Origin of the sequence: Chitinophaga lutea, from assembly GCF_003813775.1 — a bacterium.
Classification (GTDB): Bacteria; Bacteroidota; Bacteroidia; order Chitinophagales; family Chitinophagaceae; genus Chitinophaga; species Chitinophaga lutea.
In genome coordinates this window covers 1,988,194-2,014,407 of record NZ_RPDH01000001.1, presented here as the reverse complement: position 1 = coordinate 2,014,407, position 26,214 = coordinate 1,988,194, and the positions used below count along the sequence as shown (strand labels likewise).

At 56.2% G+C, this 26,214-nt stretch carries 16 protein-coding genes; 9 read left to right on the top strand and 7 right to left on the bottom strand.

Features of this window, described 5'->3' with window-relative positions; genetic code table 11:
* Window positions 1-12 precede the first annotated feature (12 nt).
* The 6 genes from kdpA (at window position 13) to EGT74_RS07985 (ending at window position 8,505) form a co-directional block, all read left to right on the top strand.
* On the top strand, window positions 13-1,728 hold the full coding sequence (gene kdpA, locus EGT74_RS08010; RefSeq protein WP_123845986.1) for a potassium-transporting ATPase subunit KdpA: 1,716 nt from the start codon (window positions 13-15) through the stop codon (window positions 1,726-1,728).
* A gap of 47 nt (window positions 1,729-1,775) precedes the next feature.
* Window positions 1,776-3,824, top strand: coding sequence for a potassium-transporting ATPase subunit KdpB (gene kdpB / locus EGT74_RS08005; protein ID WP_123845985.1), 2,049 nt, complete (start codon window positions 1,776-1,778; stop codon window positions 3,822-3,824).
* A 40-nt stretch (window positions 3,825-3,864) separates the two neighbouring features.
* Window positions 3,865-4,428: a K(+)-transporting ATPase subunit C gene (locus EGT74_RS08000; RefSeq protein ID WP_123845984.1), complete on the top strand. Its 564-nt coding sequence runs from the start codon at window positions 3,865-3,867 to the stop codon at window positions 4,426-4,428.
* A 150-nt stretch (window positions 4,429-4,578) separates the two neighbouring features.
* Window positions 4,579-5,646: a porin gene (locus tag EGT74_RS07995; protein WP_123845983.1), complete on the top strand. Its 1,068-nt coding sequence runs from the start codon at window positions 4,579-4,581 to the stop codon at window positions 5,644-5,646.
* Window positions 5,647-5,722: 76 nt separating this feature from the next.
* Complete coding sequence (locus EGT74_RS07990) at window positions 5,723-6,829, top strand: sensor protein KdpD (RefSeq protein ID WP_123845982.1); 1,107 nt, start codon at window positions 5,723-5,725, stop codon at window positions 6,827-6,829.
* Window positions 6,826-8,505, top strand: coding sequence for a sensor histidine kinase (locus EGT74_RS07985; protein WP_123845981.1), 1,680 nt, complete (start codon window positions 6,826-6,828; stop codon window positions 8,503-8,505). Before EGT74_RS07990 ends, EGT74_RS07985 begins: the two co-directional genes overlap by 4 nt.
* 114 nt (window positions 8,506-8,619) lie before the next feature.
* On the opposite strand, the gene EGT74_RS07980 is transcribed toward EGT74_RS07985, so the two are convergent.
* The gene (locus EGT74_RS07980) at window positions 8,620-11,580 is read right to left on the bottom strand and encodes a PAS domain S-box protein (RefSeq protein ID WP_123845980.1); all 2,961 of its coding nucleotides are present in this window, start codon (window positions 11,578-11,580) and stop codon (window positions 8,620-8,622) included.
* A 252-nt stretch (window positions 11,581-11,832) separates the two neighbouring features.
* On the opposite strand from EGT74_RS07980, the gene EGT74_RS07975 reads away from it, so the two are divergent.
* A complete protein-coding gene (locus EGT74_RS07975) occupies window positions 11,833-12,537 on the top strand; it encodes an outer membrane beta-barrel protein (protein WP_123845979.1) in 705 nt (234 codons plus the stop codon).
* Window positions 12,538-12,606: 69 nt separating this feature from the next.
* Here the strand turns inward: EGT74_RS07975 and EGT74_RS07970 are convergent, their stop codons facing one another.
* Window positions 12,607-13,383, bottom strand: coding sequence for an enoyl-CoA hydratase-related protein (locus tag EGT74_RS07970; RefSeq protein ID WP_123845978.1), 777 nt, complete (start codon window positions 13,381-13,383; stop codon window positions 12,607-12,609).
* Between the two features lie 10 nt (window positions 13,384-13,393).
* Entirely contained in the window at window positions 13,394-15,403 is a 2,010-nt protein-coding gene (locus tag EGT74_RS07965) for a S9 family peptidase (protein ID WP_123845977.1), read from the bottom strand.
* A gap of 101 nt (window positions 15,404-15,504) precedes the next feature.
* On the opposite strand from EGT74_RS07965, the gene hflX reads away from it, so the two are divergent.
* Together hflX and EGT74_RS07955 are read left to right on the top strand one after the other, a co-directional pair.
* Window positions 15,505-16,695 (top strand): GTPase HflX, encoded by a 1,191-nt coding sequence (gene hflX / locus EGT74_RS07960; protein WP_123845976.1) that lies wholly within the window; start codon window positions 15,505-15,507, stop codon window positions 16,693-16,695.
* Window positions 16,696-17,034, top strand: coding sequence for a Rieske (2Fe-2S) protein (locus EGT74_RS07955; RefSeq protein WP_123845975.1), 339 nt, complete (start codon window positions 16,696-16,698; stop codon window positions 17,032-17,034).
* 136 nt (window positions 17,035-17,170) lie between these two features.
* Here the strand turns inward: EGT74_RS07955 and EGT74_RS07950 are convergent, their stop codons facing one another.
* From EGT74_RS07950 to EGT74_RS07935, 4 genes are all read right to left on the bottom strand, one after another.
* Complete coding sequence (locus EGT74_RS07950) at window positions 17,171-19,609, bottom strand: glycoside hydrolase family 31 protein (RefSeq protein ID WP_246008148.1); 2,439 nt, start codon at window positions 19,607-19,609, stop codon at window positions 17,171-17,173.
* An 88-nt stretch (window positions 19,610-19,697) separates the two neighbouring features.
* Entirely contained in the window at window positions 19,698-21,242 is a 1,545-nt protein-coding gene (locus tag EGT74_RS07945) for a RagB/SusD family nutrient uptake outer membrane protein (RefSeq protein WP_123845974.1), read from the bottom strand.
* A 19-nt stretch (window positions 21,243-21,261) separates the two neighbouring features.
* Window positions 21,262-24,216, bottom strand: coding sequence for a SusC/RagA family TonB-linked outer membrane protein (locus EGT74_RS07940; protein WP_123845973.1), 2,955 nt, complete (start codon window positions 24,214-24,216; stop codon window positions 21,262-21,264).
* A gap of 226 nt (window positions 24,217-24,442) precedes the next feature.
* Window positions 24,443-26,038, bottom strand: a complete 1,596-nt coding sequence (locus EGT74_RS07935; protein WP_123845972.1) for a DUF6377 domain-containing protein — start codon at window positions 26,036-26,038, stop codon at window positions 24,443-24,445.
* Window positions 26,039-26,214 lie beyond the last annotated feature (176 nt).

The window sequence follows — 26,214 nt, the reverse complement described above, 5'->3', positions numbered from 1 at the left end:
AAGCATTAATCCATGAATACGGAACTAACCGGCGTTATTGCCACCTACCTGCTCACACTGCTCATCGCCATCCCGCTGGGGCTATACATTGCCCGCGTGTTTAAAGGCGAGAAAACGTGGCTCGATTTCCTGGGCCCCGTGGAGCGTTTTATTTACCGCCTCTGCGGCATCAACCCGAAAGAGGAAATGAACTGGAAGCAGCACCTGAAAGCGTTGCTGGCCATCAACATGATCTGGTTCGTGTATGCATTTTTTATGCTCATCTTCCAGGACAAATTGCCGCTGAACCCCGACGGGAACGGCGGGCAGACGCCAGACCTCGCCTTCAACACGGCCATCAGCTTTCTGGTGAACTGTAACCTGCAGCACTACTCCGGCGAATCGGGCCTTACTTATTTTACGCAGCTGTTTGTGATCACGTTCCTGCAGTTCGTGAGTGCCGCTACCGGCATCGCGGCGCTGATCGTGGTGTTCAAAGCACTAAAAGATAAAACCACTACCAAACTGGGCAACTTCTGGGACATCCTGGTAAAAACCAACACCCGTTTGCTGTTGCCCATCTGCGTGGTGATCGCCATCATCCTGTCGTTCAACGGCACGCCGGCCAGTTATGCCGGCAAAGATACCGTGGTGACCATGCAGGGCGACACGGTGGGCGTGTCCCGCGGCCCCGCTGCGGGCATGATCGCCATCAAACACCTCGGCACCAACGGCGGCGGCTGGTTCGGGGCCAATTCCATCCATCCGCTGGAAAACCCGAGCTACCTCACCAACATGACGGAAGCCATCGCGCAGGTGGTCATCCCCATCGCAATGGTATTTGCGCTGGGATTCTTTATCAACCGGCGGAAATTTTCCTACATCATTTTCGGGGTAATGACCGCCGGCATGCTCATGCTGCTGATCCCGTCCATGATATCGGAAATGGGCGGCAACCCGGCCATCGCGAAAATGGGCGTTTCGCAGCTGACGGGCGCCATGGAAGGCAAGGAAGTTCGTTTCGGGCCCGCGGCTACCGGTTACTGGAGCACCATCACTACCATCATTTCAACGGGCTCGGTGAACGGCTTCCACGACAGTAACATGCCGCTGACGGGCATGATGGAACTGGTGGCCATGATGACGAACTGTTTTTATGGCGGTTGCGGCGTGGGTATCCTGAACTACTTCATCTTCATCATCATCGCGGTGTTCATTTCCGGCCTGATGGTGGGGCGTACGCCGGAATTCATGGGCCATAAGGTGGAAGCCCGCGAAATAAAGATCGCGGCGCTGGTGGCCCTGCTGCACCCCTTCCTGATATTGGCCGGCACTGCGCTGTCGTCTTACATGATCGCGCATCATCCCGGTGCGGCCTGGAGCGTACAGCCGGCCAGCTGGCTCAACAACCCCGGCCATCACGGCTTTTCGGAGATGTTGTACGAATACACTTCCGCCGCGGCTAACAACGGTTCCGGCTTTGAAGGGCTGGGCGACAATAATATTTTCTGGAACGTGACTACCGGGTTTGTGCTGATCCTGTCGCGCTACCTGCCCATCATCGGGCCTGTGGCCATTGCCGGCATCCTGGCGCAGAAAAAATACATTCCCGAATCCGCCGGCACCCTCAAAACGGATACCGCCACTTTCGGTGTGATGACCTTTGCCGTGATCATGATCATTGCGGCGCTGGCCTTTTTCCCGGCGCTGGCGCTGGGGCCCATTGCAGAATACTTTTCCCTGTATTAACGGAATCTGCGGGGTGAAACGCCCCGCGCAACAAAACAAAATAAGCGATGAAATCGAACGATAATAAACTTTTTCCCGCAGCCCTGGTCAGGGAGAGCCTCGCACAATCCTTTGTGAAACTCAATCCCCGGCTGCTCATCAAAAACCCCGTGATGTTCACGGTGGAAGTAGGCACCCTGGTGATGCTGGTGGTGACCCTCTTCACCCTGTTCACCGGCGACGCCTCACAGGGCAGTTTCGGTTATAACCTCACCATCTTTATCATCCTGCTGCTCACGGTGCTGTTCGGGAATTTTGCGGAAGCCATCGCTGAAGCGCGGGGCAAAGCGCAGGCCGAGAGCCTGCGTAAAACCCGCGAAGAAACGCCGGCTAAGAAAATACTGGCCGTGGGTGAAATATTTACGGACGAAGTAAAAGTGGTATCCTCCTCGCAGCTCAAAAAGGGCGACCTCTTTCTGTGCGAGCCGGGCGATATCATTGCCGCCGACGGCGAAATCGTGAAAGGCCTCGCCAGCATCGACGAATCCGCCATCACCGGCGAAAGCGCCCCCGTCATCCGTGAAGCGGGTGGCGACAAAAGCAGCGTGGTGGGCGGCACCAAAGTACTGAGCGACCGCATCGTGGTGAAAGTGACCTCGGGCGCCGGCGAGTCTTTTCTCGATAAAATGATTGCGCTGGTGGAAGGCGCATCGCGCCAGAAAACACCCAACGAAATTGCGCTGACCATTCTGCTGGCCAGTTTCACCCTCGTGTTCATCATTGTTTGTGTTACCCTGAAACCGTTTGCCGATTATGCGCAAACGCCCATCACCATCGCCGCGTTCATCTCCCTGTTCGTGTGCCTCATCCCCACCACTATCGGGGGGCTGTTGTCGGCCATCGGTATTGCGGGAATGGACCGGGCCCTGCGCGCCAACGTGATCACCAAATCGGGTAAAGCCGTGGAAACCGCCGGCGACGTGGATGTGCTGCTGCTCGATAAAACGGGTACCATCACCATCGGTAACCGCAAAGCCACGAATTTTTACGCCACTAACGGGCACTCGCAGGAAGAATTCATCCGCTTCAGCGTACTGAGCTCTTTGGCGGACGATACCCCCGAGGGCAAATCCATCGTGGAACTGGCGGGCAAGGAAAGAGTGAAGGGTTTGTCCGTAGCCGGTGCGCACTTCGTAAAGTTCACCGCCGAAACCCGCAGCAGCGGCATCGACCTGCCCGACGGCACGCGTATCCGCAAGGGCGCTTACGACGCCATCCGCGACCTCGCCGCCAAAGCCGGCAACAGTTTCCCGGAAGAAACGCTCGCCACGGTGCAGCAGATTTCTGGCAATGGCGGTACGCCATTGGTGGTGGCCGTAAACAACCGGATCACCGGTGTGATCGAGTTGCAGGACATCATCAAACCCGGCATCCAGGAACGGTTTGAGCGCCTCCGTAAAATGGGCGTCAAAACCGTGATGGTGACCGGCGACAACCCTCTCACCGCGAAATACATCGCCAACAAGGCAGGCGTGGATGATTTTATCGCGGAGGCGAGGCCGGAAGACAAGATGAGCTACATCCGCAAGGAACAGCAAAACGGCCGGCTGGTGGCCATGATGGGCGACGGTACCAACGATGCGCCCGCGCTGGCGCAGGCCGACGTGGGCGTGGCCATGAACAGCGGCACGCAGGCGGCGAAAGAAGCCGGGAACATGGTGGACCTCGATAACGATCCCACCAAACTGATCGAGATCGTGGAAATCGGCAAACAGCTGCTCATGACGCGCGGTACGCTCACCACCTTTTCGATTGCGAACGACGTGGCGAAATACTTCGCCATTGTGCCCGCGCTGTTCGTGGCTTCCATTCCCGCCTTGCAGGGCATCAACATCATGCACCTGCACAGCCCTGAAACGGCCATCCTCAGTGCGGTGATCTTCAACGCTATCATCATCCCGCTGCTGATACCGCTGGCCCTGAAAGGGGTAGCTTACCGGCCCATCGGGGCCAGTGCGCTGCTGCGCCGCAACCTGCTGGTGTACGGCGTGGGCGGGGTCATCATTCCCTTTATCGGCATCAAGCTGATCGATATGCTGGTTTCAATATTCTTTTAATTATCACCAAGGTTCAACGACCTTCGAAAAATATACTACAATGAAACAATATTTTTTCCCGGCCCTTAAACTCACCCTCGTATTGGTACTGCTGACCGCAGGGTTGTACCCGCTGTTGATTGCCGGCGTGGCTAAACTGGCCCCGGGTAAAGGCGATGGCGTGAAAGTGGAGCTTAACGGCAAAGTGGTGGGCTACGCCAATATCGGGCAGCAATTTTCGGACGACCGGTATTTCCAGGGCCGCCCGTCTGCCGTGGATTACAATGCCGCCGGTTCCGGGGGCTCCAATAAAGCGCCTTCCAACGAAGATTACCTGAAAGTGGTGCAGGAACGGATCGACACCTTCCTGGCACATAACCCCGGTGTGCAGAAAGCAGACATCCCCGCCGAACTGGTGACGGCCTCCGGCAGCGGCCTCGACCCGCACCTTTCGCCCGCAGGCGCACTGGTGCAGGTGCGCCGTATCGCGAAGCTGCGCGGCATTCCGGAACAGCGGCTGCAGGAACTGGTGAAGGACAACACCCAAGGCCCCCTGCTGGGCATGTTCGGGCCGGCCACCGTGAACGTATTGGCGCTGAATATCGCGCTGGACGAGCTGAAATAGTCACAGCCCTCCCTATACCATTTAACCTGATCTATCCTGGAAAGCCCTGAAAATTTAGTACCGGCGGCGCCCGGTTCCGGAGTGAAAGCCTCCACGGAACGGGCGCGCGCAGTACCTTTACATAACGCGATTAACTATATGACCGATACAATGAAAAAAACACTTTTGTTTGCCGCCGGCGCTTTGCTGTGCATGAACACCATGGCGCAGGAAGAAACACCGGCGCCGAAATTCAACTTTTCCGGGTACGTGGAAGCCTATTACGGTTTTGATTTCGATGAGCCTGCCAACCACAACCGCCCGGGGTTTATCTACAATCATTCCCGCCACAACGAGCTGAACGTGAACCTGGCTTTCCTCAAAGGCAACTACACCAGCGACCGTGTGCGCGCCAACCTGGCGCTGATGGCGGGCACCTATGCGCAGTACAATATGGCCGCCGAGCAGGAGCTGATCCGGCATATCTATGAAGCCAACGTAGGCGTGCGCATCGGTAAAAATCTGTGGGTGGATGCGGGCATCATGCCCTCGCACATCGGGTTTGAAAGCGCCATTTCGAAAGACTGCTTTACACTTACCCGCAGCCTGATGGCGGAGAACTCACCCTATTACGAGGCCGGCGCAAAAATCACCTGGTCGAACGAAAAGTGGACAGTGGCCGCCATGTATCTTAACGGCTGGCAACGCATCAAACGGCCGGACGCCAACCAGACGCCCGCCTTCGGCACACAGCTGACCTTTAAACCCAGCAGCAAAGTGACGCTGAACTGGAGCACCTTCATCGGCAACGACAAACCGGACTCCGTAAGGCAGATGCGTTATTTCAACGACGTGTACGGCATTTTCAATATCACGGACAAATTCAGCCTCATCGCAGGATTCGACTACGGCCTGGAACAGCAAACAAAAGGCGAAAGCGATATGAACAACTGGTACAGCCCCACGGTGATAGCCCGCTACGCCTTTACCGATAAAATCGCCGTCGCCGGCCGGTACGAATATTTCAACGACGAGAACGGTGTGATCGTTGCCACCGGCACACCCAACGGGTTCAGGACCAGCGGCTGCTCCCTGAACTTCGACGTGGCGCCTGTCAGCAATGTGCTGTTCAGAATAGAAGGCAAACTCTACAACAGCAAAGACGAGATATTTACCAAAAACAAGGAACTGAAGAACGGGAATGCGGCCGTTACCGCATCACTGGCAGTTTCATTTTAAATTTCATACGCAACCACCAGCGGGGCTGTTCCGGTTTTCAGGCCGGGCGGCCCCCTGGCGGTTCAACCGCTTGTACATGGTGCAGGGTTTTTCACATTCTTCCGGCAAAGCCGGCATGGGCGCATTCAAGATTTACATCGGGATGAGCGCCGGCGTGGGCAAGAGCTACCGCATGCTGCAGGAAGCCCACTCGCTGCTGCGCAAGGGCAAACATGTGCTGGTAGGGTACATCGAAACGCATGGCCGTCAGGAAACGGCCGCCCTGATAGACGGCCTGCCCATCGTGCCGCGGCGGCAGGCGTTTTACAAAGGCAAGATGCTGGAAGAGATGGACCTCAACGCCATTTTGCTGCTGGCGCCGGAATGGGTGGTGGTGGACGAACTGGCGCATACCAACATCCCCGGCTCCAAAAATGAGAAACGCTGGCAGGATGTGGTGGAGCTGCTGCAGGCCGGCATCAACGTGATTTCGGCGGTCAACATCCAGCACATGGAAAGCATCAACCAGCAGGTGAAAGCCATCACCGGCATCGAGGTGCAGGAGCGGGTGCCGGACAGTATGCTGCAGCTGGCGGACGAAGTGGTGAACATCGACCTGACGGCCGACGAACTGATCACCCGCCTCAAAGAAGGCAAGATCTACGACGAAAGCAAAGTAGAAACCGCCCTCCAGAATTTTTTCCAGGCGGAAAAGATACTCCAGCTGCGGGAACTGGCGCTGAAAGAAGTGGCCTCGCAAGTGGAGCGGAAAGTGGAAACGGAAATTCCCCGCAGCCAGCAGATGCGCCACGAGCGTTTCCTGGCCTGTATTTCGAGCAATGAGGAAATCTCGCGCAAGGTCATCCGCAAAACGGCGAGGCTGGCGGCGTATTATCATGGCGACTGGTACGTGCTCTACGTGCAAACGCCGCGCGAAAGCGTGGGGCGCATCAACCTGGCCAACCAGCGGCACCTCATCAATAACCTGAAATTGGCTACGGAGCTGGGGGCCGAAGTCATCCGGGTACAGGCGTCCGACATTGCGGAAGCCATCATGCAAACCGCACGCGAAAAAGACATCACCACGGTTTGTATCGGCAAGCCGCATATCAGCCTGTTTGGCATTATTTTGCGCACAAATACTTTTTCGCAGTTGCTGAAAACCTTATCTTCTCATGAAATTGACCTGATCATACTGTCATGACAAGGCTCCGGCTCAAATCAAAGATCACACTCGGGGTATTATTCCTCTTTTGCATGCTCCTGCTGGTAAGCGTGCTGGGCTATTATTACATCAGCCGTGTCAACAGCGAGGCGCGTTCCATTTTGCAGGATAACTACGAATCGCTGGAATACGCGAAGAACATGCTGAAGGCGCTCGATGAGCAGCCTGTCAACACCGGCGTGTTCCTGCAAAACCTGCAATTGCAGGAAAAAAACGTAACGGAGCCGGGTGAAGCCGCTGCTACCGCCAACCTGCGGAAACACGCCACCGATTCGATGCAGCTGCCGCAGCTCCGCGCAGACCTGTATGAGGTGATGGAACTGAACATGACGGCCATCGTACGGAAACACGAACGCACCAAAGCCATCGCCGACAAAGCGGTGTTGTACATCTCGATCATCAGCGGTCTCTGTTTTTTGCTGGGCATCACTTTCGTGTACAACTTCCCCGGTTACGTGGCCAACCCCATCCGCGAGCTCACCGAAGGCATCAAAGCCGTGGCCGGCAGAAACTACGGGCAGCGGTTGTATTTCAAGTCCGGCGACGAGTTCGGGGAACTGGCCACCGCATTCAACACCATGGCGCAAAAACTCGACGAATACGAGCACAGCAACCTCGCCCGCATCATGTTTGAAAAGAAACGGGCGGAAGCAGTGATCGGCAGCCTCAAGGATGCCACCATCGGCATCGATACCAAAGGCATCGTACTGTTCGCCAACGCGGAAGCGCTGCAATTGCTGAATATGGATGAGAGCAACGTGGCGGGCCGCCCAGCGGCGGAGATCGCCCGGCAAAACGACCTCATGCAGTACCTGCTGGGCAGCCAGGAAAACGGCCACGTGAAAATCGTCGTGAACGGAAGGGAGAGTTTTTTCACCCGCGAAACGGCCGACATCCACTACGAGCACGAAAAGATCGGCCATATCATTATCCTCAAAAATATCACTACCTACCGCGAAATAGACCTGGCGAAAACACAGTTCATCGCCACCATTTCCCACGAACTGAAAACGCCGCTGGCCGCCACCGACCTCAGCCTGACGCTGCTCGACGATGAGCGCTCCGGCGCCCTCAGCACCGAACAGAAGGAACTGATCGACAGCATCCGGCAGGACAACCGGCGCATGATACGCATGGTGAGCGAACTGCTCGATTTTTCCCGCGCCGAAAACGGCAACATCCAGCTGCAGATTCAACCCGTAAACCCCGCCGAGATCGTACAGTACGCACTCGATACCGTGCGCAAGGAAGCCGAAGCCCGGCGCATCCATATCCGCACGGACCTGGCGCCCGACGCCCCGAAAGTGGCGGCGGACGCGGAAAAGAGCGCCTGGGTGCTGGTGAACCTGCTCACCAACGCCATCCGGTATTCACCGCCCGATGCAGACGTGGAACTGGCCGTACAGCCTACCGGCACCAACAAACTCGCCTTCAGCGTCAAGGATGCCGGCAAAGGCATCGACCCCGCTTTCCGCAACAAGATATTTGAACGTTTCTTCCAGGTACCCGGCTCCGAAGATGCCAAGGGCAGCGGGCTGGGACTGGCGATCGCGAAGGAATTCATTGAAGCGCAGGGCGGCACCATCGGCGTGAACAGCACACCGGGAAAGGGCAGCCGCTTCTGGTTCGAGCTGCCGCTGCATACGGGTGCGTAAATTTTCTCTTCCCATTCGCCAGGAAAGGTTACGGCTTCCGGTTCGAAGTGCCGATGCATTCGTAGCATATGGGAGTGAACACTACGTGGGAATAGCCCCATCACAGGCGAGCGGTCAATTATTGCGGATTTCTTCCATCTCCCGCCGCAGGGCTACCTGCGCATCATTGTAGATTTTAACGGCCAGATGAATGTTGGGCACAATACTGTCGAGGTTGCTGCGGCTGCGCGCATGTTGCTCGATGTGCTGTATCATCTCGGAGAGGGGATGGATTTTGACGATCATGAGGCTGTTGCGCAGCAGGCTGGCGTGGCGGCTCGTTTCTTCCCATTCGCCGTGCCGCGCGCTGTTCAGCAGGTGTTTGAACATACCTTCCGTGCACTCCACGAAAATACCCAATACATCCAGCAGATAATCTTTATCGTCTTCCACGATGTTGCGGAGATAGACGAGATCGATCCTCGGCCTGCCCGATGGGTCGGGATGGGAGGCGGTGATGAAGCCGGTGAGGGAGGGTTCCCGTTCCCCCAGCACTTCCTGTATTTTACCGAACAGATCGTCCGGCCGGAAAGGTTTGGAGATGTATTCGTTCATCCCGCAGAGCAGGCAGCGCTCGCGGTCGCCGCGGAGCGCGGAGGCCGTCATGGCGATGATGGGGATGCCGGAGCCCATGCTGCGGATCTTACGGGTGGCGCTGAGACCGTCCATTTCCGGCATCTGGATGTCCATCAGCACACAGTCGAAATTGGTTTCGGCGAGTTTGCGCAGGGCCTCGAGGCCGTTTTCGGCGAGGGTGACGGTGGCGCCGGCCTGCTGCAGGGTGCGGATGGCCACTTTCTGGTTGATGAGGTTGTCTTCCGCCAGCAGAATGTTGCGGCCTTCCAGCGGCGGGCGTGCCGGCCCGGTGGCGGGTTGCTCCGGTACATGGAAACTGCGGCTGAAAGGAATGGCGAACCGCACAATGGTGCCGCCGCCGGGGTTATGATGAATATCGATTTTACCGTGCTGCAGGAGAATCAGCTGGCGGGTGAGTGCAAGGCCCAGCCCGGTGCCGCTGTGCTTGCGGTCGTTGCCGCCCTGCAGCTGCGAGAACCCTTCGCCGAGGTCGTGCAGCAGGTCTTCGGGAATACCTACACCGGTGTCCTGCACCTCGAAGTACAGCATGGTGTTTTTTTCGTTGGCGGCGGCCACGCGCACCGACAGGCGCACTTCCCCTGTCTCCGTGAATTTCACGGCATTGTCGAGCAGGTTGTCGAGTATCTGGTTGAGCCGCGTGGGGTCGCCCATTACGTGGTTTTTGACGCCGTCGGCAAGGTCGCAGTGCATCGCCAGCCCTTTGGCTTCGGCGCGCTCGCGATGTTTACCGATTACGCGGAGTATCACATGGCGGGGATCAAAATCCACCTTGGCAAGGTGGAGCTGACCCGTGCGGATGCGCGAGAAATCGAGCAGGTCGTCTACCAGCACCAGCAGGTTGTTGGCGGATTCGCGGATGTCACTGACATATTCTTTCAGCTGCGGGTTGCCTTCCATCTGCTGCATCAGGTTGGTGACGCCAATGATACCGTTCAGCGGGGTGCGCAGCTCGTGGCTCATGTTGGCCATGAACACTTCCTGCGCCCGTTTGGCGTTTTCCGTTTTCCGGCGCGATTCCACCAGTTTGTTTTCCACTTCGATGCGCTGGGTGATGTCCGTTGCGATGCCGCAAAGCCCGTACACCCGCAGCTGGTGATCGCGGAGCGGGAATTTATTGATGAAAAAATAATGCGTTTCGTTGTTGATCTCGATAGTGTCTTCGATTTCCTGGGGTTTTTCGTACATGATCACCGTACGGTCCGTCAGCGCATGGTTGCCGGGATGGAGGATATTGGGAAAGTCTTTATCCGAGCGGCCGATGATCTCTTTCTGGGAGATGCCGAACACCTCCTCGAACCGCCGGTTCACCAGCAGGTATTTGCCGTGCACGTCTTTGATGAAAATAATGGAAGTGGTGTTGTCGAGAATGGATTCGAGCCGGCGGTGCAGGATGTCCATTTCGTTTTTGGTTTCCGTGAGCCTTTCGTCGGCTTCCCTTTTATGATGGATATCCTTCACCACACATTGAAAACCCATGAACATCCCGTTTTTTTCCACGAGGGCCACGTGCTGTTCCACCCATTTCTTTTTCCCGTTTTTCATGCGGATGGGAAATTCCATGGTGGTTTCCGTGGGACCGGAAAACGACTGGTTCTCATAAAACTCCCGCAGCTCCCGCTGTACATACGAGTCTACGAGTATACCGTATTGTTTGCCGATCAGTTCCTGCGCCGTATAGCCGGTAAGCTCGAATGCTTTTTTATTGACGTAGGTGAAGAAGCCGCCACGGTTGGTGGTAAACAGGGTGGCGCTCGCATCGTCGATGAGCTGGCGGTATTTTTCCTCGCTGGTGCGCAATTGCTTTTCGGATGCCTGCACCTTGCGGAGGTTCGATGCGATGCGGTAGAGGCCCGCCAGCAATATGATGGCGGCCACGATGCTGCCGATGATGGAAGGCAGGAAGGGGCTGCGGTTGAACCATTGGGTGCCCAGCAGGTGGCTGAGGGCCGCGTGTTCCCGCTGCAGGTTGCGGTCGATGAGCTGCATCAGCCCGTCTGCCGGCGCGGGTGTTCTTTTCGTCTGGATCATGGCGCCCGCCATCACGGGATTGTCGCGGGCGGCGTCGATGAGGTAGTTGTAGAGCACGATCCGCTTTAACACGGCTGCTTTAAGAGAATCCATCTGCATCTCCGCCGCGGCGTCTCCCCGGGTCATGATCAGGAGGTTCTGCACCGGGGCCCGGAGCTGCGTTTCGAGCTGGTCTTCCCGCACGAGAAATCCCGTATCGCCCGTGATCACGTAACCCCTGACGGCCGATTCGAGTGTTTTGACCATATAAGCCACCTGCTCCAGCTGGCGGATTTTGTCGTTGGCAAGGCGCACGCGCTCATTGATCCGGATAACGTCGGCATCGGCGGTCCAGGCTTGCCAGGCAAACCAGGTGACGGAAACGATGGCAGCAACAAAAACAATGATAATGGGGCTGCTGTTTTTTTTCATGCAGGTTAATTGTTGTCAATCTCGCCATACGTATGGCTTTCGGTTCATTTAGGGGTTGCGTTGCGGCGGAGCTTCCGTATAACGGGATTGATTTTGGAGTGGCATTTTACCTATTATACAAGTTACGGAAAATACCGCAACCCGGATCCCGATAATTACCATGTATTATTTTTGCAATATTTTAACCCTTTGATTTATTTGCATTCCATTAAATTTGCCTGATATTCTTTTTGCCAAGCATTTAAACATATTATGAAAAAATTACTTTTTACACTGGGTTTTATCGCGGTTTCTGCAGGTGTTTATGCACAGGACATGACTGGTGCGGCTATTGGTAAGGCCAAAGAGAAGGCCTCTTTTTCCAGGGATTTCCTGGTGATCGGGTTTTCTTACGACGGCTGGGCTTCCGCGCCGGACAGCGTTAAAACGAAAGGATTATCCCGCGGCTTCAATATCGCCCTGATGTACGATATTCCCATTTCCAAATCCAACTTCAGCGTGGCTGCCGGTTTGGGTATCAGCTCCAGCAATATATTCCTGAACAAACAGGTGATCCCGATGAACAACGCGAACTCCAACGATGTGAAGTTCGTGTCGTCCGATCTGTATAAAAAATACAAGGTATCCACCAACTACCTCGAAATTCCCATCGAGCTGCGTTTCCGCCAGGTGGCAGACAATGCGAACAAAGGCTTCAAAGCCTCTATCGGCGCTAAAGTGGGCATGCTCGTGAATGCGCACACCAAGGGCAAAAACACCCTGGGCGGCGAAAAGAATATCATCAAGGAACAAAACAAACGTTTCTTCAACCCCTGGCGTTTTGCCGGCACCGCCCGCATCGGCTACGGCAACTTCGCCCTGTTCGGTACGGTGAACCTGAACCCGCTGTTCAAAGACAACACGGGCCAGTCAGAGATCAGGCCTTACTCTATCGGTCTTGCCATCAGCGGACTGTAACGGAATACATCATTACAAAAAAGCCGGCTCCCGTAAGGAAGCCGGCTTTTTTTATGCGGGTATGTCTGTTCAGTTCCCTTTAAACGCGGGTTTTCTTTTCTCCAGGAAAGCGTTGATGCCTTCCTGGTTGTCTGCCGTATTCCCTGCGATCTCCTGGCACCAGGCTTCGTAGTCGAGCACGGTATCCAGGTCGTCGGTCATGCCTTTGGTGAGCATTTTTTTCATCAGGGCGATGGCTTTGGTGGGCGCCTGCGCGTAAAATGCGGCTTCGGCGTCTACTGTGGCATCCAGCTCTTCCGCTTTCACTACCTTGTTCAGCAGCCCCATCTGCAGGGCTTCCGCCGCGGTGAGTTTGGTGGCTTTGGTGGCCAGCTCAAAGGCGCGGTGGTAGCCGATGGTGCGGGGCAGGAAATAAGACGAGCCGGAATCGAGCACCAGCGCGATGTTGATGAATATCTCGATCATGGTGGCGTTGTCTGCGGCAATGATCACATCGCAGGCCAGCGCCAGCGAGCAGCCCGCGCCGGCGGCCACGCCGTTGAGTTTGCAGATCACGGGTTTGGGCATGTTGCGGATGGCCCGGATGATGGGGTTGTACCGCTTGTGCAGCGAGTCGCCCAGGTTGCGTTTGCCTTCCTGTGCGGCCTTCAGGTCCTGCCCGCTGCTGAAAGCCTTGCCCGCGCCGGTGATCACCACCGCCCGTACGGCCGCGTTTTTTTCCGCCTGTTTCAGCGCGTCCTGCAGCTCGTAGCTGAGGGCGTCGTTGAAGGCATTGTACACATCGGGCCGGTTGAGCGTGATGGTGGCAATGTTGTTTTTAACGGTGAAAAGAAGCGAGGTGAACATGATACATGATTTATAAGGTTTCTTTCAGCCAGCCGAAGAACTCGCGCTGCCATACGATGGCGTTCTGCGCACCGAGCACCCAGTGGTTCTCTTCGGGGAAATATACCAGTTTGCTTTTGATGCCTTTCAGCTGTGCGGCCTGGAAAGCCTGCAGCCCCTGCTCAATGCCCACACGGAAATCGATGCCGCCCTGCACGATCATGATGGGCGTGTTCCACTTGTTCACGAAGTTGATGGGATTGAATTTTTCGTAGGTGCCGGCTTTGGACTCGTCCCAGTAAGCGCCGATGTCCCAGTTGGCGAACCACAGCTCTTCGGTGGTGCCGTACCAGCTGCGCAGGTCGAAGAGGCCGTCGTGCGCGATGAAGCTCTTGAAGCGGTTTTCATGCACGCCTGCCAGCATGAACACGGAATACCCGCCGTAGCTGGCGCCTACAGCGCCCAGGCGGCTTTTATCGACATAGGCTTCCTTGCTGATATCGTCGATGGCGGCGAGGTAGTCGCGGATGGGCTGGCCGCCCCAGTCGTTACTGATATCGGCGTTCCATTTCACGCCGTGGCCGGGCATGCCGCGCCGGTTGGGCGCCACCACGATGTACCCCTGCGCGGCCATCAGCTGGAAGTTCCAGCGGAAGCTGTAATACTGGCTCAGCGGCGATTGCGGCCCACCCTGGCAGTACAGCAGCGTGGGATATTTTTTGGAAGGGTCGAAGCCGGGAGGATAGATCACCCAGGAAAGCAGGTCTTTCCCGTCGGAGGTTTTGGTCCAGCGTTCTTCCACCTTGCTTTGCTGCAGCCCGTCGTAAATGTTGTTGTTCACGGTGGTGAGCTGCTGCAGCGCACCTGATTTCAGGTCAACGGTGTACAGCTCTGCGGCATGGTTCATATCCGCCCGGGCCACCACCAGCGTATTGCCCTGCTGGCCTACGAACGCGTTGACGTCGAACTGGCCTTTGGTGATCTGGCGGATGGAAGGTTTGTCGAGCGGGATCTCGAACAGTTGCTCGGTGCCTTTCACCACGGCGAGGAAAAAGATCTTTTTGCCGTCGGCGCTGAAGCGGGCGGCGGATACGGTGCCGTCCCAGTCTTTGGTGAGGTTGACGGTCTTTTTGGCGCCGGCCTGGTGCAGGATGATGTCGTTTTTATCCGCTTCAAACCCGTCACGCGCCATGCTCAGCCACAGCAGCTGTTTGCCGGTATTGTCGAAGGCGGGGGCGATATCGTAGCCCATCATACCTTCAGACAGGTTCTCGGTTTTGCCGGTGGCGATGTTATAGCTGTATACGTCGGTGTTGGTGCTGATGGCGTATGCTTTCCCGTGTTTTTTCTTGCACACGTACACGATCTGCGTGCCGTCGGGGCTCCAGATGAAGTCTTCCGCGCCGCCGAAGGGCATCTGCGGACAGTCGAACAGTTCGCCTTTCAGGATGTCCGTCGCCTCGCCCACCTTGCCGGTCTGCGGGTCGTAGGAGGCGTAAAACACATGGTTGTATTTACCGTCTTCCCAGGTATCCCAGTGGCGGTAGTTGAGGTTCGTGTACACCTGCGCGTTTGACTTGGGCAGGTCTTTATGCAGGTCGGCCCCGCTGATCTTTTCCAGTTTCACTTCGTTGGAAAAAAGGATGTGCGTGCCTTTGGGAGAAATACGGATGTTCTGCATGCCGCCTTCCACATTGGTTTTCTGTACGGCATTGCCGCCGTCTTTGTCCATTTCCCAGAGCTGTCCCTTGAAATTATAGGCGATACGGCCATTGGGCAGCACCTGTGCGCCGGATTCCGCGCCCGCGCCCTGGGTGAGCTGTTTGGCGGCCCCGCCTTTCAGGGGAACGGCGTAAAGGTTCCGCTCGCTTTTATTGTCCGCCAGGGTATAGCGGGAAACGCCATAGATGACGGTGCCATCGTTCAGTACGGTTTCGCCGCCCACGCGGCCCAGCTGCCACAGCAGCTCCGGGCTCATTTTCTGTTGTGCCATGCTTTGTTGAATGAATAAAATACCTGCTACCAGGAGTGTTTTACGCATTGGTGTAGATTTTGTTGTGATGAGCCATAAATGTAGGAAAATTTAACCTACCACCGGACCCGGCCCGAATTCATTAACTTTGCACAAATTCTGAAGATACATTGATAGAAAAACAACAAGTAGTAGACCGTGACGAACGGGCAGTGCTGGTAGGGCTCATCCACAAAGAGCAAACAGACGCGCAGGTGCAGGAATACCTCGACGAGCTGGCTTTCCTGGCGGAAACGGCGGGCGCTGAAGCGGTGAAACGCTTCACCCAACGGCTGGCCCATCCTGACAGGGCCACTTTCGTAGGCAAGGGCAAGCTGGAGGAAATCAGGCAGTACGTGGTGGGGAAAGACGTGAGCCTCGTGATATTCGACGATGAACTGAGCGGTTCGCAGATATCCAATATACAGAAGGAACTGAAGGTGAAGGTCATCGACCGGAGCGACCTGATCCTCGACATATTCGCCCGCCGCGCCCGCACGGCGCAGGCCAAGGTGCAGGTAGAGCTGGCGCAATACCAGTACATCCTCCCCCGCCTCCGCGGTATGTGGACGCACCTGGAAAGGCAGAAAGGCGGTATCGGGATGAGAGGCCCCGGTGAAACGGAAATCGAAACGGACCGCCGTATCGTGAAAGACAAGATCGCCCTGCTCCGCAAACGCCTCGGGGAAATCGACAAACAGGCCCTTACCCAGCGGAAAGACCGCGGCGAATACATCCGCGTGGCCCTGGTGGGTTACACCAACGTGGGCAAAAGCACCATTATGAACCTGCTGTCGAAAAGCGAGGTGTTCGCGGAAAATAAACTGTTCGCTACCCTCGATACCACTACCCGCAAAGTGGTGTTCGAACAAACGCCGTTCCTGCTGAGCGATACGGTAGGGTTCATCCGCAAACTGCCCCACCACCTCGTGGAGAGCTTCAAATCCACCCTCGACGAAGTGCGCGAAAGCGACATCCTCATGCACGTGGTGGATATTTCGCACCCGAAGTATGAAGACCAGATCGAAGTGGTAAACCGCACGCTGACCGAACTGAAGGCGATCGACAAACCCACCATCCTCATTTTTAACAAGATGGACCTGTACGAAAAACAGACCTTCGACGAATGGCTGACGGACGATGTGAAGCAGGACATCCTGCAGCAGCTCAAAGAAAGCTGGCAGCACCGCTCCAACGGCAACTGCGTATTCATTTCCGCTACCGAGCGCCGCAACATCGAAGAACTGCGTAAAACCATCCTGGATAAAGTAGCCCAGCTGTACAGGGAACGTTATCCCTACAAATCCGAATATTTCTTTTAAATGGCCAAGGAATACAACTGGTACCGCATCACCGACGAGCCCGTGGCGCACGAGAAAACCATTACCGTGCACGAAGTGAACGGTAAGAAAATCTGTTTCACGCGCCACGAAGGCCAGTTGTATGCCTTTGCCTATAAATGCCCGCATGCCGGCGGCATCATGGCCGACGGGCATATGGACGATAAAGGGAACGTAACCTGCCCCCTCCACCGTTACCGCTTTAACGTCAAGAACGGCTACAACAGCAGCGGCGAGGGTTTTTACCTCAAAACCTACCCGGTGGAACTGCGGGAAGAAGGCGTGTTCGTGGGCCTGGAAAAGAGCTGGCTCGGCTGGTAAAAAAAGAAGCCGGCCAAAGCATTGCTTCAACCGGCCCCGGGTTTCTCAACGGACTGCTTGTATAATGATGTGTTCGGTAACTATGCTTGTTTAAAACGCTCCCCTCCACCGTGTCGCTGTCATTCGCGACGATGTCCTACAATCTTATCTCCACCGTTTCATCCCCATTCGCCACCGTTGCTTTCAGCACGTGGCAGTTGATTTCCGGGTTGGCTTCCCCTTGCGGGTCGAAGCGGGAAATGGGCTGTATGAAGGCCGTGGTGCTTTGTTGCAGGCTCATCTCCCTGCCGTTCACCGTCATCTTTTCCTGGTCGAACCCGTGCAGCACCAGCTGGATGTGCCGGAATTTGGACGCGCGTTTCCCGGAAGGTTTGTCCAGCGTGAGCTGGCCGGGCTCGTAGCGGATGGTGCGTTTGTAGAAGCCGCCTTTCTCGTAATCATACGTTTCCCCGTCGTCTTCATAATACACGAATTCATTCTTCACCGAGCCTTTGTACACATGCAGGAACAGCGTATCCGAAGGTTTTTCGGTAGTGTTCTGGATGAGCGACTGCATCGGGATGATGCTGCTTTCTTTCACATACACGGGAAGCTGGTGGAAGCTGAGGCTGAGCATTTTTTCTTTCCCGCCTTCTTCGCGGCTGTCGTCGTACAGGTTGTACCAGCTGCCTTTCGGGAAATACATCGGCGCATAGTTTTCCCTGCTTTCAAACGGCGCTACCAGTATGGAAGGCCCGAAACAGAACTGGTTCTGGAAGCGGGGATCGTACACCTTCGGGTCGTGCGTGTCGGTCAGCGCCAGCGTGCGCATGATGGGCAGGCCGGATTGCGAGGCTTCGTAGAAATTCGCGTACAGGTATGGCAGCAGGCGGTACCGCAGGTTGATGTAGTTGCGGCAGATTTCGAGCACCTCTTCCCCGAAAGCCCAGGGCTCGGCGGATTTGGTGTTGATGCCGGTGTGGCTGCGGCAGTACGGGATGAAGGCCCCGATCTGCATCCAGCGGGCGTACAGGCTGGGCGTGGGATTGCCGGTGAAACCGCCGATGTCCATACCGGAGAATGGTACCCCGCTCAAACCAAGACTGTTCAGCAGCCGCACCCCCAGCAGCATGTGATCCTCTTCGGCGCGGTTGTCGCCCGTCCAGATGGCGGAGTACCGCTGCAGCCCCGCATAGCCGGCGCGGGTGAGGATGAAGGGGCGTTTGTCGGGTGCGATTTCCCGCGACCCTTCATAACTCGCGCGTATCATCTGCAAGCCGTACACGTTGTGCGCCTGGCTGTGGGTGACGGGGTTGCCCTCGAAATTGAAGAGCACGTTGTTCGGCATGGTCTGCCCCCAGGTGGCGATCTCGTTCATGTCGTTCCAGAGGCCGGATACGCCGGCGCGACTGTAAGCCGCGATTTCTTTTTTCCACCATTCTCTCCCGCGCGCACCCGTAAAATCGGGGAAGTGGCACCAGCCGGGCCACACCTGCCCCGTGTAGGGCTGCCCGTCGCTGTATTTGATGAAGATGTCAGACTGGAGGCCGTTCTCATAAGCATGGTATCCCTTTTCGACCTTTATCCCCGGGTCCACGATCACCGTGGTTTTGAAGCCCATCTTCCCCAGCTTCGCATTCATGCCGGCAGGGTCCGGGAACCGGGTTTTGTTCCAGGTAAATAATTTATAAGCGTCCATGTAATGGATGTCGAGCGTAATGCCGTCTGCCGGGATCTGTTTCTCGCGGAGCGTTTGCGCGATGCGGTACACTTCCGTGTCCGGGTAATAGCTGTACCGGTTCTGCTGGTACCCCAGGCTCCAGAGCGGCGGCAGGTGGATGCGGCCCGTGAGGCCGGTGTAGGAACGGATGATGCCGGCCACGTCGGTGTGGTAGATGAAATAATAATTCATCTCCCCGCCCGCCGCGCTAAAGGAAGAGAACCGGTTGTTGCTCGCGCCGAAATTAAAGTTGCTGCGCCAGGTGTTGTCGAAGAATATCCCGTAGTTCATGCCGTGGTGAACGCCGATGTAAAACGGGATGGTGGCGTAGATCGGGTCTTGCCCGGTGGTGTAGCCGTAGGCGTCGGTGTTCCAGTTCGTGTAGGCGTTGCCTTTACGGTCGAGGTTGCCGGTTTTTTCACCGAGGCCGATGAAACGTTCCCCTTCCTGCATGGTTTTGTAGGTGGTCACTTCCTCCCCGATCCACGAGGTGCCGAGGCCCGGTTCGTCCGTATTGATGACTTTCCCGCCGGGCGTGAGGAAACGCACGGTGAAGGGGTTTTTCGTGATGCGCACGGTGAGCGAATCCGTTTCCATGGTTACCGCGTCGTCGTTTTGCGAGATGCGGGGCTTGAAGGCAACGGGCTCCGCGATCACCGCGTACGAAAAGTCTTTGCCGGGCGGCTGTTTGTCGATCCGCACCCTGATCACCGCGGGGCTGTAAGCCGTAATGTATGCATAACCGAGTTGGGTGGTAAGTTTTACGTCCTGCGCGCCGATGGCCACCGCGGTGACTTTGCCGGGCGTGCGCACGGGTTGCGCTGTGGCGGCGAAACTACACGCCGTCAGCAGGAAGACGATCATTCTGAAAACCATAAGATTGCGCTTTTTTCTGACAAAAGGTATCCATCAGGGAGCATGGATGAGATGCTCCCCGATGGACGACTGCCTGGATAAGCAGGTCTTAATAACCAGGATTCTGTTTGAGATTGGGGTTAACAGCCAGATCGTTTACAGGTATCGGAAACAGCAGGTATGTCGGATCCGTTTTCGTTTTCAGCTGCCAGGGCTGTAAGAATTTACCGAAGCGGATGAGATCCTGCCGGCGGAAACCTTCCCAGTAAAATTCGCGGCCGCGTTCGTCGAGCAGCACATTCAGGTCTACCGTGGCCAGCGGCGTGGCTTTGCGTTTCACGCGCACTTCGTTCACGATGGCCAGTGCGCCCGCTCCGCCGCTGCGCAGCAGGGCTTCCGCTTTCATCAGCAGCACGTCCGCGTAGCGGAAAAACACCCAGTCGTTGCTCGCGTTGTTGGTGTTGGAACCGTTGAGGGTCACCATGTCCGGCGGGTATTTCACCACGCGGATGCCTTTCACTTCCAGGTCGTTGCCGGTTTCCTGCAGTTTGATGTCGCGGGTGAATATGAGCAGGTTGCCTTTACGGTCCTTGAGGGCAACACCGTCTTTGTTGAATTGCTGGCCGAGCAGGAAGCCCACTTTCAGGCCGGTTACATTGGTCACGCCGTTGTAGGAGCCGCCGCGGCGGGTGTCTACCGCTTCAAACTTGTCGTAGAAGTCGGATACGGTGGTGAAGCCGTTCCAGCCGCCCGGCGTTTGCGCATAGTGCAGGGTGGGCGCCCAGTGGCAGTATGCCGCGTTGCCGCCGCGCACGGTGCTGGCGCCGGGACCGTTTTCCTGGGTGAAGATCAGTTCACGGGAAATCGCGTCGTTGTTATAGGCGAAGTTGTCGAAGTAGTTGTCTGCAAGGGCGTACTGTCCGCCGGCGATGAGCTCGTTGGCCAGGGTGATCACCTTCTGCATGTCCGCCGCGTCGAAAGTGGGCGCGTCGCGTTTGATGAATGCGCCTTTGTTCAGGTAACATTTCATCAGCAGCACTTTCGCCGCATCCTTGTTGGCTACGAACGCCGCCACGGCGCCGCGGTCGGGCAGGTTGGGGATGATCTCGGTGAGCTCTTTGATCAGCAGCTCCATGCCTTCGGCCGGGCCGAGCACGGAGGGCGGCAGCAGCAGGTTGTCTTCCGGTTTACGGAAAGGCACCTGTCCCCATCCGTCGAGCACGGAGAAAATGGACATGGCCCGGAGGAAGCGCGCTTCGGCCGCCTGCCGTACGCTGGGATTGAAGTTGAGCACGTTGGTGGAATTGAACTGCAACAGCAGCAGGTTGCGGAAGCTGTTGGCGATCTGGATGTGCTCCGGCGTCCAGTCGTGCGTTTTCATGGCGCGCCATGCGCCGTTGTCGTCCCAGTCGCCGCCGCGGGTGGGGGCTACCGCTTCGTCCGAAGGCATGGTTTGCAGCGACCAGAAGTTCGACTGGTCCTGGTAAGGCAGCTGCAACGCGTCGTACGCCGATTTCAGGAGCGAGGGCACTTTGATCACGGAGTCCGCCTCTTCTTTGGTGATGGTGGACGCCAGTTTTTCGTCGAGTTTGGTGCAGGAAACAAGGCCGTACCCCGCCAGCAGCAAACAAGCTAATTTTTTATATAGAGTCATGATGGTAGTTTTTTAGTGTTTACAGGGAAAGCGTTAAGCCGAGAATGATGTTCCGTGCCGTCGGGTAGGGAGCATACTCGATACCGAAAGACGTTACGCCGTTGATGCTTTTGTCTGTATTCACTTCCGGGTCGAAGCCGCTGTATTTGGTGATCACGAAAAGGTTCTGGCCGGTGAGCGAGAGGTTCACGTTTTTGAAGACCTGGCCGATGTTGCCGAGGCTGTAGTTGAGCGACACGTTGCTCATCTTCATGAAGTTCGCTTTCTCGAGATAGCGGTCCGAGGTGGTAATGGGGTTGGAAGGACTTTCCCCGTTGCCGATGATCGCTTTGGCCAGGTTGCGGGAGCCCAGGTTGGTGATGGGCAGTACGGTGTTGGCCGTGTTGTTGTACACGTAGTGCCCGAAAGCGCCGTTCATGTTGATGGTCAGCCACCATTTTTTGAAGCCCAGTTCCGTGGTGAGGCCCAGCATCTGTTTCGGGTTCGGGTCGCCGGCGTAGTACATGGTATTGCCGCCGTTTTCGTAGATGCCCTGCCCGTCTTTATCGAAGCCCTGGAACCTTCTCACGTAAAACACGTTGAGCGGGTGCCCGTTGGCGAAGCGCTGTACGGAGGCGTCAGACACGCCCTGGCCGCTGATGGCGCCCGTGAGCACGTTGGGCCCGGTGTAGTTCTGCAGTTCGTTTTTGATGAAGGTGGCGTTCACGCCCAGCATCCAGGTGAATTTGCGGCCGCGGATGATCTCCCCTTTCAGCGCCAGTTCCACGCCTTTGTTGATCACTTCGCCAGGCAGGTTGATCCAGTAGGAAGAAGCCGGCGCCGGCAGGATGGTGGGGAAGTTGAACAGCAGGTCGGAGGTTTTTTTATGGAAGTAGTCCACGTTACCCGAGATGCGGTTGTCCAGCATGGAGAAGTCCACCCCCGCGTTCAGCTGGCTGGATTTTTCCCATTTCAGGTCCGGGTTGGCCACGTTGGCGAGGCTCGCGCTGCCGCTGGCCCCGAGCGCATATTGCTCCTGCGCCGCGCCTGCGGGGAATTCCTGGTTGCCCGTGATGCCCCAGCCTACACGAAGGGCCAGTTGCTGGAAGAGGGTGTTGCCTTTCATGAAGGCTTCGTTGTTGATGTTCCACTTCGCCGCGAAAGAGGGGAAGTAGCCGTATTTGTTGTTCGACCCGAATTTGCTCGACCCGTCCGCGCGGAGCGTGGCCGTGAGCAGATACCGGTCGTGCAGGTTCGCCGTTACCCTGCCGAACACGGATTGCAGTTCGGATTTCGGGTTTACGTAAGAGCTCATGAAGGTGTTCGCCTGGCTGGCGTTCTGGAGGATGCTCGTATAAGGCAGCGCGTCCGTGGAGAAGCCCAGCGCGCCGAGGTCCATTCCCTGGAAGTTAAAGTCCTGGTATTCGTACCCCACCACCGCGTTCAGGTTGAAGGCCGAAGTCAGCTGTTTGTTATAGCTCAGGGTGTGGGTGAACAGTTTCGTGGTCAGTTCCGCGTTACCGTAGTAGGCCTGTCCCAGGTCCTGCACCCCTTCCAGGTTGATGAAGGATTTGATCTGCGCCTTGCGGATGCCCGTCTGGCGGTTGATGGAGAACAGGAAGCGGTATTCCAGGTCGTCGGTGATCTTGAAATACGGGGAGATGTTGCCGAGGATGTAGGAGATGCTCGACTTATCGTCCCATGCTTCCGACATGGCCAGCGGGTTCACCGGCGAGTTTTTGGCCAGCAGGTGGAAAGACCCGTCTGCGTTGCGGATGGGCGTGGTCGGGTTCCATTGCAGCGCCTGTGCGATGAGGCTGCCCGTGAAACCCGCGTTGTTGGTGATGGGCGCCAGTTGTTCCACCGTTTGGGCCGCCATCACGTTGAAATCTACCCCCAGGCGTTTGCTTTCCAGGAATTTGAATTGCCCGGAGAGGTTGCCCGTATATTTTTTCATGCCCGATTTGCGCACGATGCCCTGCTGGTCCATAAGGCCGAAGGAGGCGCGGTAGCGGCCGTTTTCGTTGCCGCCGCTGATGGCCAGGCTGTAGTTCTGGGTAATGCCGGTGCGGAGGATCTCTTTCATCCCGTCGCTGTCGCCGCCGTCGTCGCCGCCGGCCGCGTTATATTGTTTCAGCGCCGCGCGGTATTCCGCCGCGTTGAGCACTTTCAGTTGTTTCATGATGCTGCTGGCGCCCACGGAGTACCCGAAGTCGAGTTTGGCGGGGCCCGTCTGGCCTTTCTTGGTGGAGATGATGATCACCCCGTTGGCGCCGCGGGAGCCGTAGATGGCCGTGGCCGAGGCGTCTTTCAGCACCTCCATGGAAGCGATGTCCGCCGCGTTCACGAAGTTCAGCGGGTTGGCGTCCGGCATCTGGCCCAGGTTATTGGCGTTGATGTTCGGCCGGGCCACCCGGCCGTCGAGCGGCACCCCGTCGATCACGTAGAGCGGCTGGTTGCCCGAGCGCACCGAAGAGTTACCGCGGATGCGCACCGTAGCCGCCGCACCCGGCGCGCCGTTATTGTTCACCACCATGAGGCCGGCCACCTTACCCTGGATCAACTGGTCCGGGGCGTTGGTGATGCCCCGGTTGAAGTCTTTCGCTTTCAGGGAAGCTACCGAGCCCGTGAGGTCCTTTTTCCGGGCGATGCCGTAGCCCACCACCACTACGTCCGTCAATGTGGTGTTTTCCGGTACCAGGCTCACCGATACGGTGGAGGTGGAGGCGATGTTGATTTCCTGTTGGGCGTAGCCGATCGATGACACCACAAGCACGGTGGCCCCTGTGGGCACGTTCAGCTTGAATGCGCCGTCCGCATCGGTCACGGTGCCCGAACTGGTGCCTTTGATGGAAATGGTCGCTCCCGGAATGGGACCGCCTTTCTCATCCGTGATTTTCCCCGTCACGGATTTTGTCTGGGCTAAAACTGTTGAAGCGAGCAGGAAAAGCAGCGGGCAGAACAGCAGCGCTTTGATTAGTCGCATTTTGGTCATAACGTAGTGATTTAGGTTTTGGATAAGTACGAGTACCTGTAAGTGGAATTGAATGAAAAATTTAGTTTTTGGTTGAGTATTCCAAAGTAAGCGGGTCTAAACAGGGCGGCCAACTATTATCAGCGAAGTATAGAAATTAAACGGGTTTTAAAGGTTTTTCAGAGAATGAATGCGTTAACAATCAATTCGTTACGAACGAATATAAATTTCCTTAATATAGCTATTTTCAGATCTTTATCTGCATGATTTTGTCTTCAAATTCGTCGTTCGGGACGATCGACTTGTTCCTGATTTTGGTTTTATAGGCGTATATGGTGTTCACGGAATATTCGAGGATGCGGGCTATTTTTTCGTTTTCGCTGATACCGATGCGGAAGAGGGCGTAGATCCGGAGGTCGGTATTCAGGAGCTCGTTGTCTTTCAGTTTGATCTGGTCTTCTTCTTTAAAGAAGGAGTTGAATTCGCTTACGAAGTTCGGGAATATTTTGAGGAAGATGCGGTCGAAGTTGCGGAAGAGCTCTTCCCGTTCCTGTTTGATATTAATATTATTGACGATGAAGCGGATCTCGGCCGATTTGTGGTCGTTCAGCTTCTGGTCTACCTGCGTTTTCAGTTTTTCGATCTTGTCGATGTACGCCGAGGCGATGTGGAAGCAGTACCCGATGTACTCCTCCTTTATCTTGTTGGATTCCAGCAGTTTATCATTGATTTCCTGTTGGCGGTGATGGGCCTGGGTGATGATATTCTGGGCCGTTTTGAGTTTTTTGACCTGTTTGAAGATGATGTAGGACAGCACGATGGAGGCGATCAGCAGGAAGGTGGCGATGGCCGAATAGACAAAAAGCCTGTTTTTCTGGCTTTCCACGGCGTTGAAGCGTTCCCCTTCGATGATGGGGAGGATGGCGCTTACCTGCACTTTCCGCTGGCGGGCCCCGTAAAAGGTGGCGTCCGCCACTGCCCGTTCGATGTACCGGGAGGCGTTTTTGATGTCGCCCGTCTGGAACAGGAGCGAGGCCAGGTTAAACGCCGCCGTTGTTTCCTTCACCGACCCTTTGATGTCCGCCATGGCCGAGGTGGCCAGCAGTTCGATCGCCTTGTCGTATTCCTTTTTGATGACATATATGTTACCCAGGTTCGCGTTGATCATCGCCTGTTCGTGGAACGAGAGGTTTGGGAGGGCGATGGTGCGGTTGAGGTAATGGAGGGCACTGTCGAGGTTGCCCTGTTTGAAGTACTTGTACCCCAGACAGCTCAGCCGCTGGAAGTGGTTTTCCGGGTAGAGGGCCACGGCCGAGTCGGTGAAGCGGGCCGCTTCTCCCAAGTAGATGCGGGAATAGTGCTGGTCGTTCACATAGTCCGCCAGGTCGTAATAATAGCGGCGCATGAGCACAAAAAACTCCGCCCGCATCGAATCCGGCAGCTGCGCCGTGCGGAGGGTGTCCATGATCTGCCCTGTTTCCCGGAACATGCCGGACGACAGGAGGATGAACCCCAGTTTTATGCGGGCGTACAGTTGCCGTTGCGGATCCTGGAGTTTTTCCGCGATTTTCTGCAGTTGTTGCGCGTAGGAAAATGCCGAGTCGTAATTGTAGGCTTTGTATGCTTCGCAGAGGGCGAGGCAGGCGCCGTATTTCTGTTCCGGCTGTGCCGCGTTGTGGTAGGATTCTTTCAGTTGGCGGAGGGCATTCTCTTTACCCGCGTCGAAATCGGCGGTTTTGGAGATGATGATGTCGAGTTCCCGGAGGAGGCTATCCGTGCGGCTATGCGCCCGCACTCCCGTGGAAGCGAGGAATAAAATAAGGCTGAACAGAATCCATTTCATAAATCTCTGGCTGGAGTAAAGATATCAGAAATAGGGCTGTTTAGAAAAAAAGTTGAATTAGATTTTGCAGGAATCAAAATTTTCAAACGACCCTTCTAGTTGTAAAGTGGGGTAATGTCCCACAAAAACTATAATATGCCTATTTTTTGCTATATTGAGTTGTAGATCAAGAGCTT

Bases quoted from the DNA above. Each gene is read 5' to 3' on its own strand.
- kdpA (WP_123845986.1), top strand. From the start codon at position 13: ATGAATACGGAACTAACCGGCGTTATTGCCACCTACCTGCTCACACTG.
- kdpB (WP_123845985.1), top strand. From the start codon at position 1,776: ATGAAATCGAACGATAATAAACTTTTTCCCGCAGCCCTGGTCAGGGAG.
- EGT74_RS08000 (WP_123845984.1), top strand. From the start codon at position 3,865: ATGAAACAATATTTTTTCCCGGCCCTTAAACTCACCCTCGTATTGGTA.
- EGT74_RS07995 (WP_123845983.1), top strand. From the start codon at position 4,579: ATGAAAAAAACACTTTTGTTTGCCGCCGGCGCTTTGCTGTGCATGAAC.
- EGT74_RS07990 (WP_123845982.1), top strand. From the start codon at position 5,723: ATGGTGCAGGGTTTTTCACATTCTTCCGGCAAAGCCGGCATGGGCGCA.
- EGT74_RS07985 (WP_123845981.1), top strand. From the start codon at position 6,826: ATGACAAGGCTCCGGCTCAAATCAAAGATCACACTCGGGGTATTATTC.
- EGT74_RS07980 (WP_123845980.1), bottom strand. From the start codon at position 11,580: ATGAAAAAAAACAGCAGCCCCATTATCATTGTTTTTGTTGCTGCCATC.
- EGT74_RS07975 (WP_123845979.1), top strand. From the start codon at position 11,833: ATGAAAAAATTACTTTTTACACTGGGTTTTATCGCGGTTTCTGCAGGT.
- EGT74_RS07970 (WP_123845978.1), bottom strand. From the start codon at position 13,383: ATGTTCACCTCGCTTCTTTTCACCGTTAAAAACAACATTGCCACCATC.
- EGT74_RS07965 (WP_123845977.1), bottom strand. From the start codon at position 15,403: ATGCGTAAAACACTCCTGGTAGCAGGTATTTTATTCATTCAACAAAGC.
- EGT74_RS07955 (WP_123845975.1), top strand. From the start codon at position 16,696: ATGGCCAAGGAATACAACTGGTACCGCATCACCGACGAGCCCGTGGCG.
- EGT74_RS07950 (WP_246008148.1), bottom strand. From the start codon at position 19,609: ATGGTTTTCAGAATGATCGTCTTCCTGCTGACGGCGTGTAGTTTCGCC.
- EGT74_RS07945 (WP_123845974.1), bottom strand. From the start codon at position 21,242: ATGACTCTATATAAAAAATTAGCTTGTTTGCTGCTGGCGGGGTACGGC.
- EGT74_RS07940 (WP_123845973.1), bottom strand. From the start codon at position 24,216: ATGACCAAAATGCGACTAATCAAAGCGCTGCTGTTCTGCCCGCTGCTT.
- EGT74_RS07935 (WP_123845972.1), bottom strand. From the start codon at position 26,038: ATGAAATGGATTCTGTTCAGCCTTATTTTATTCCTCGCTTCCACGGGA.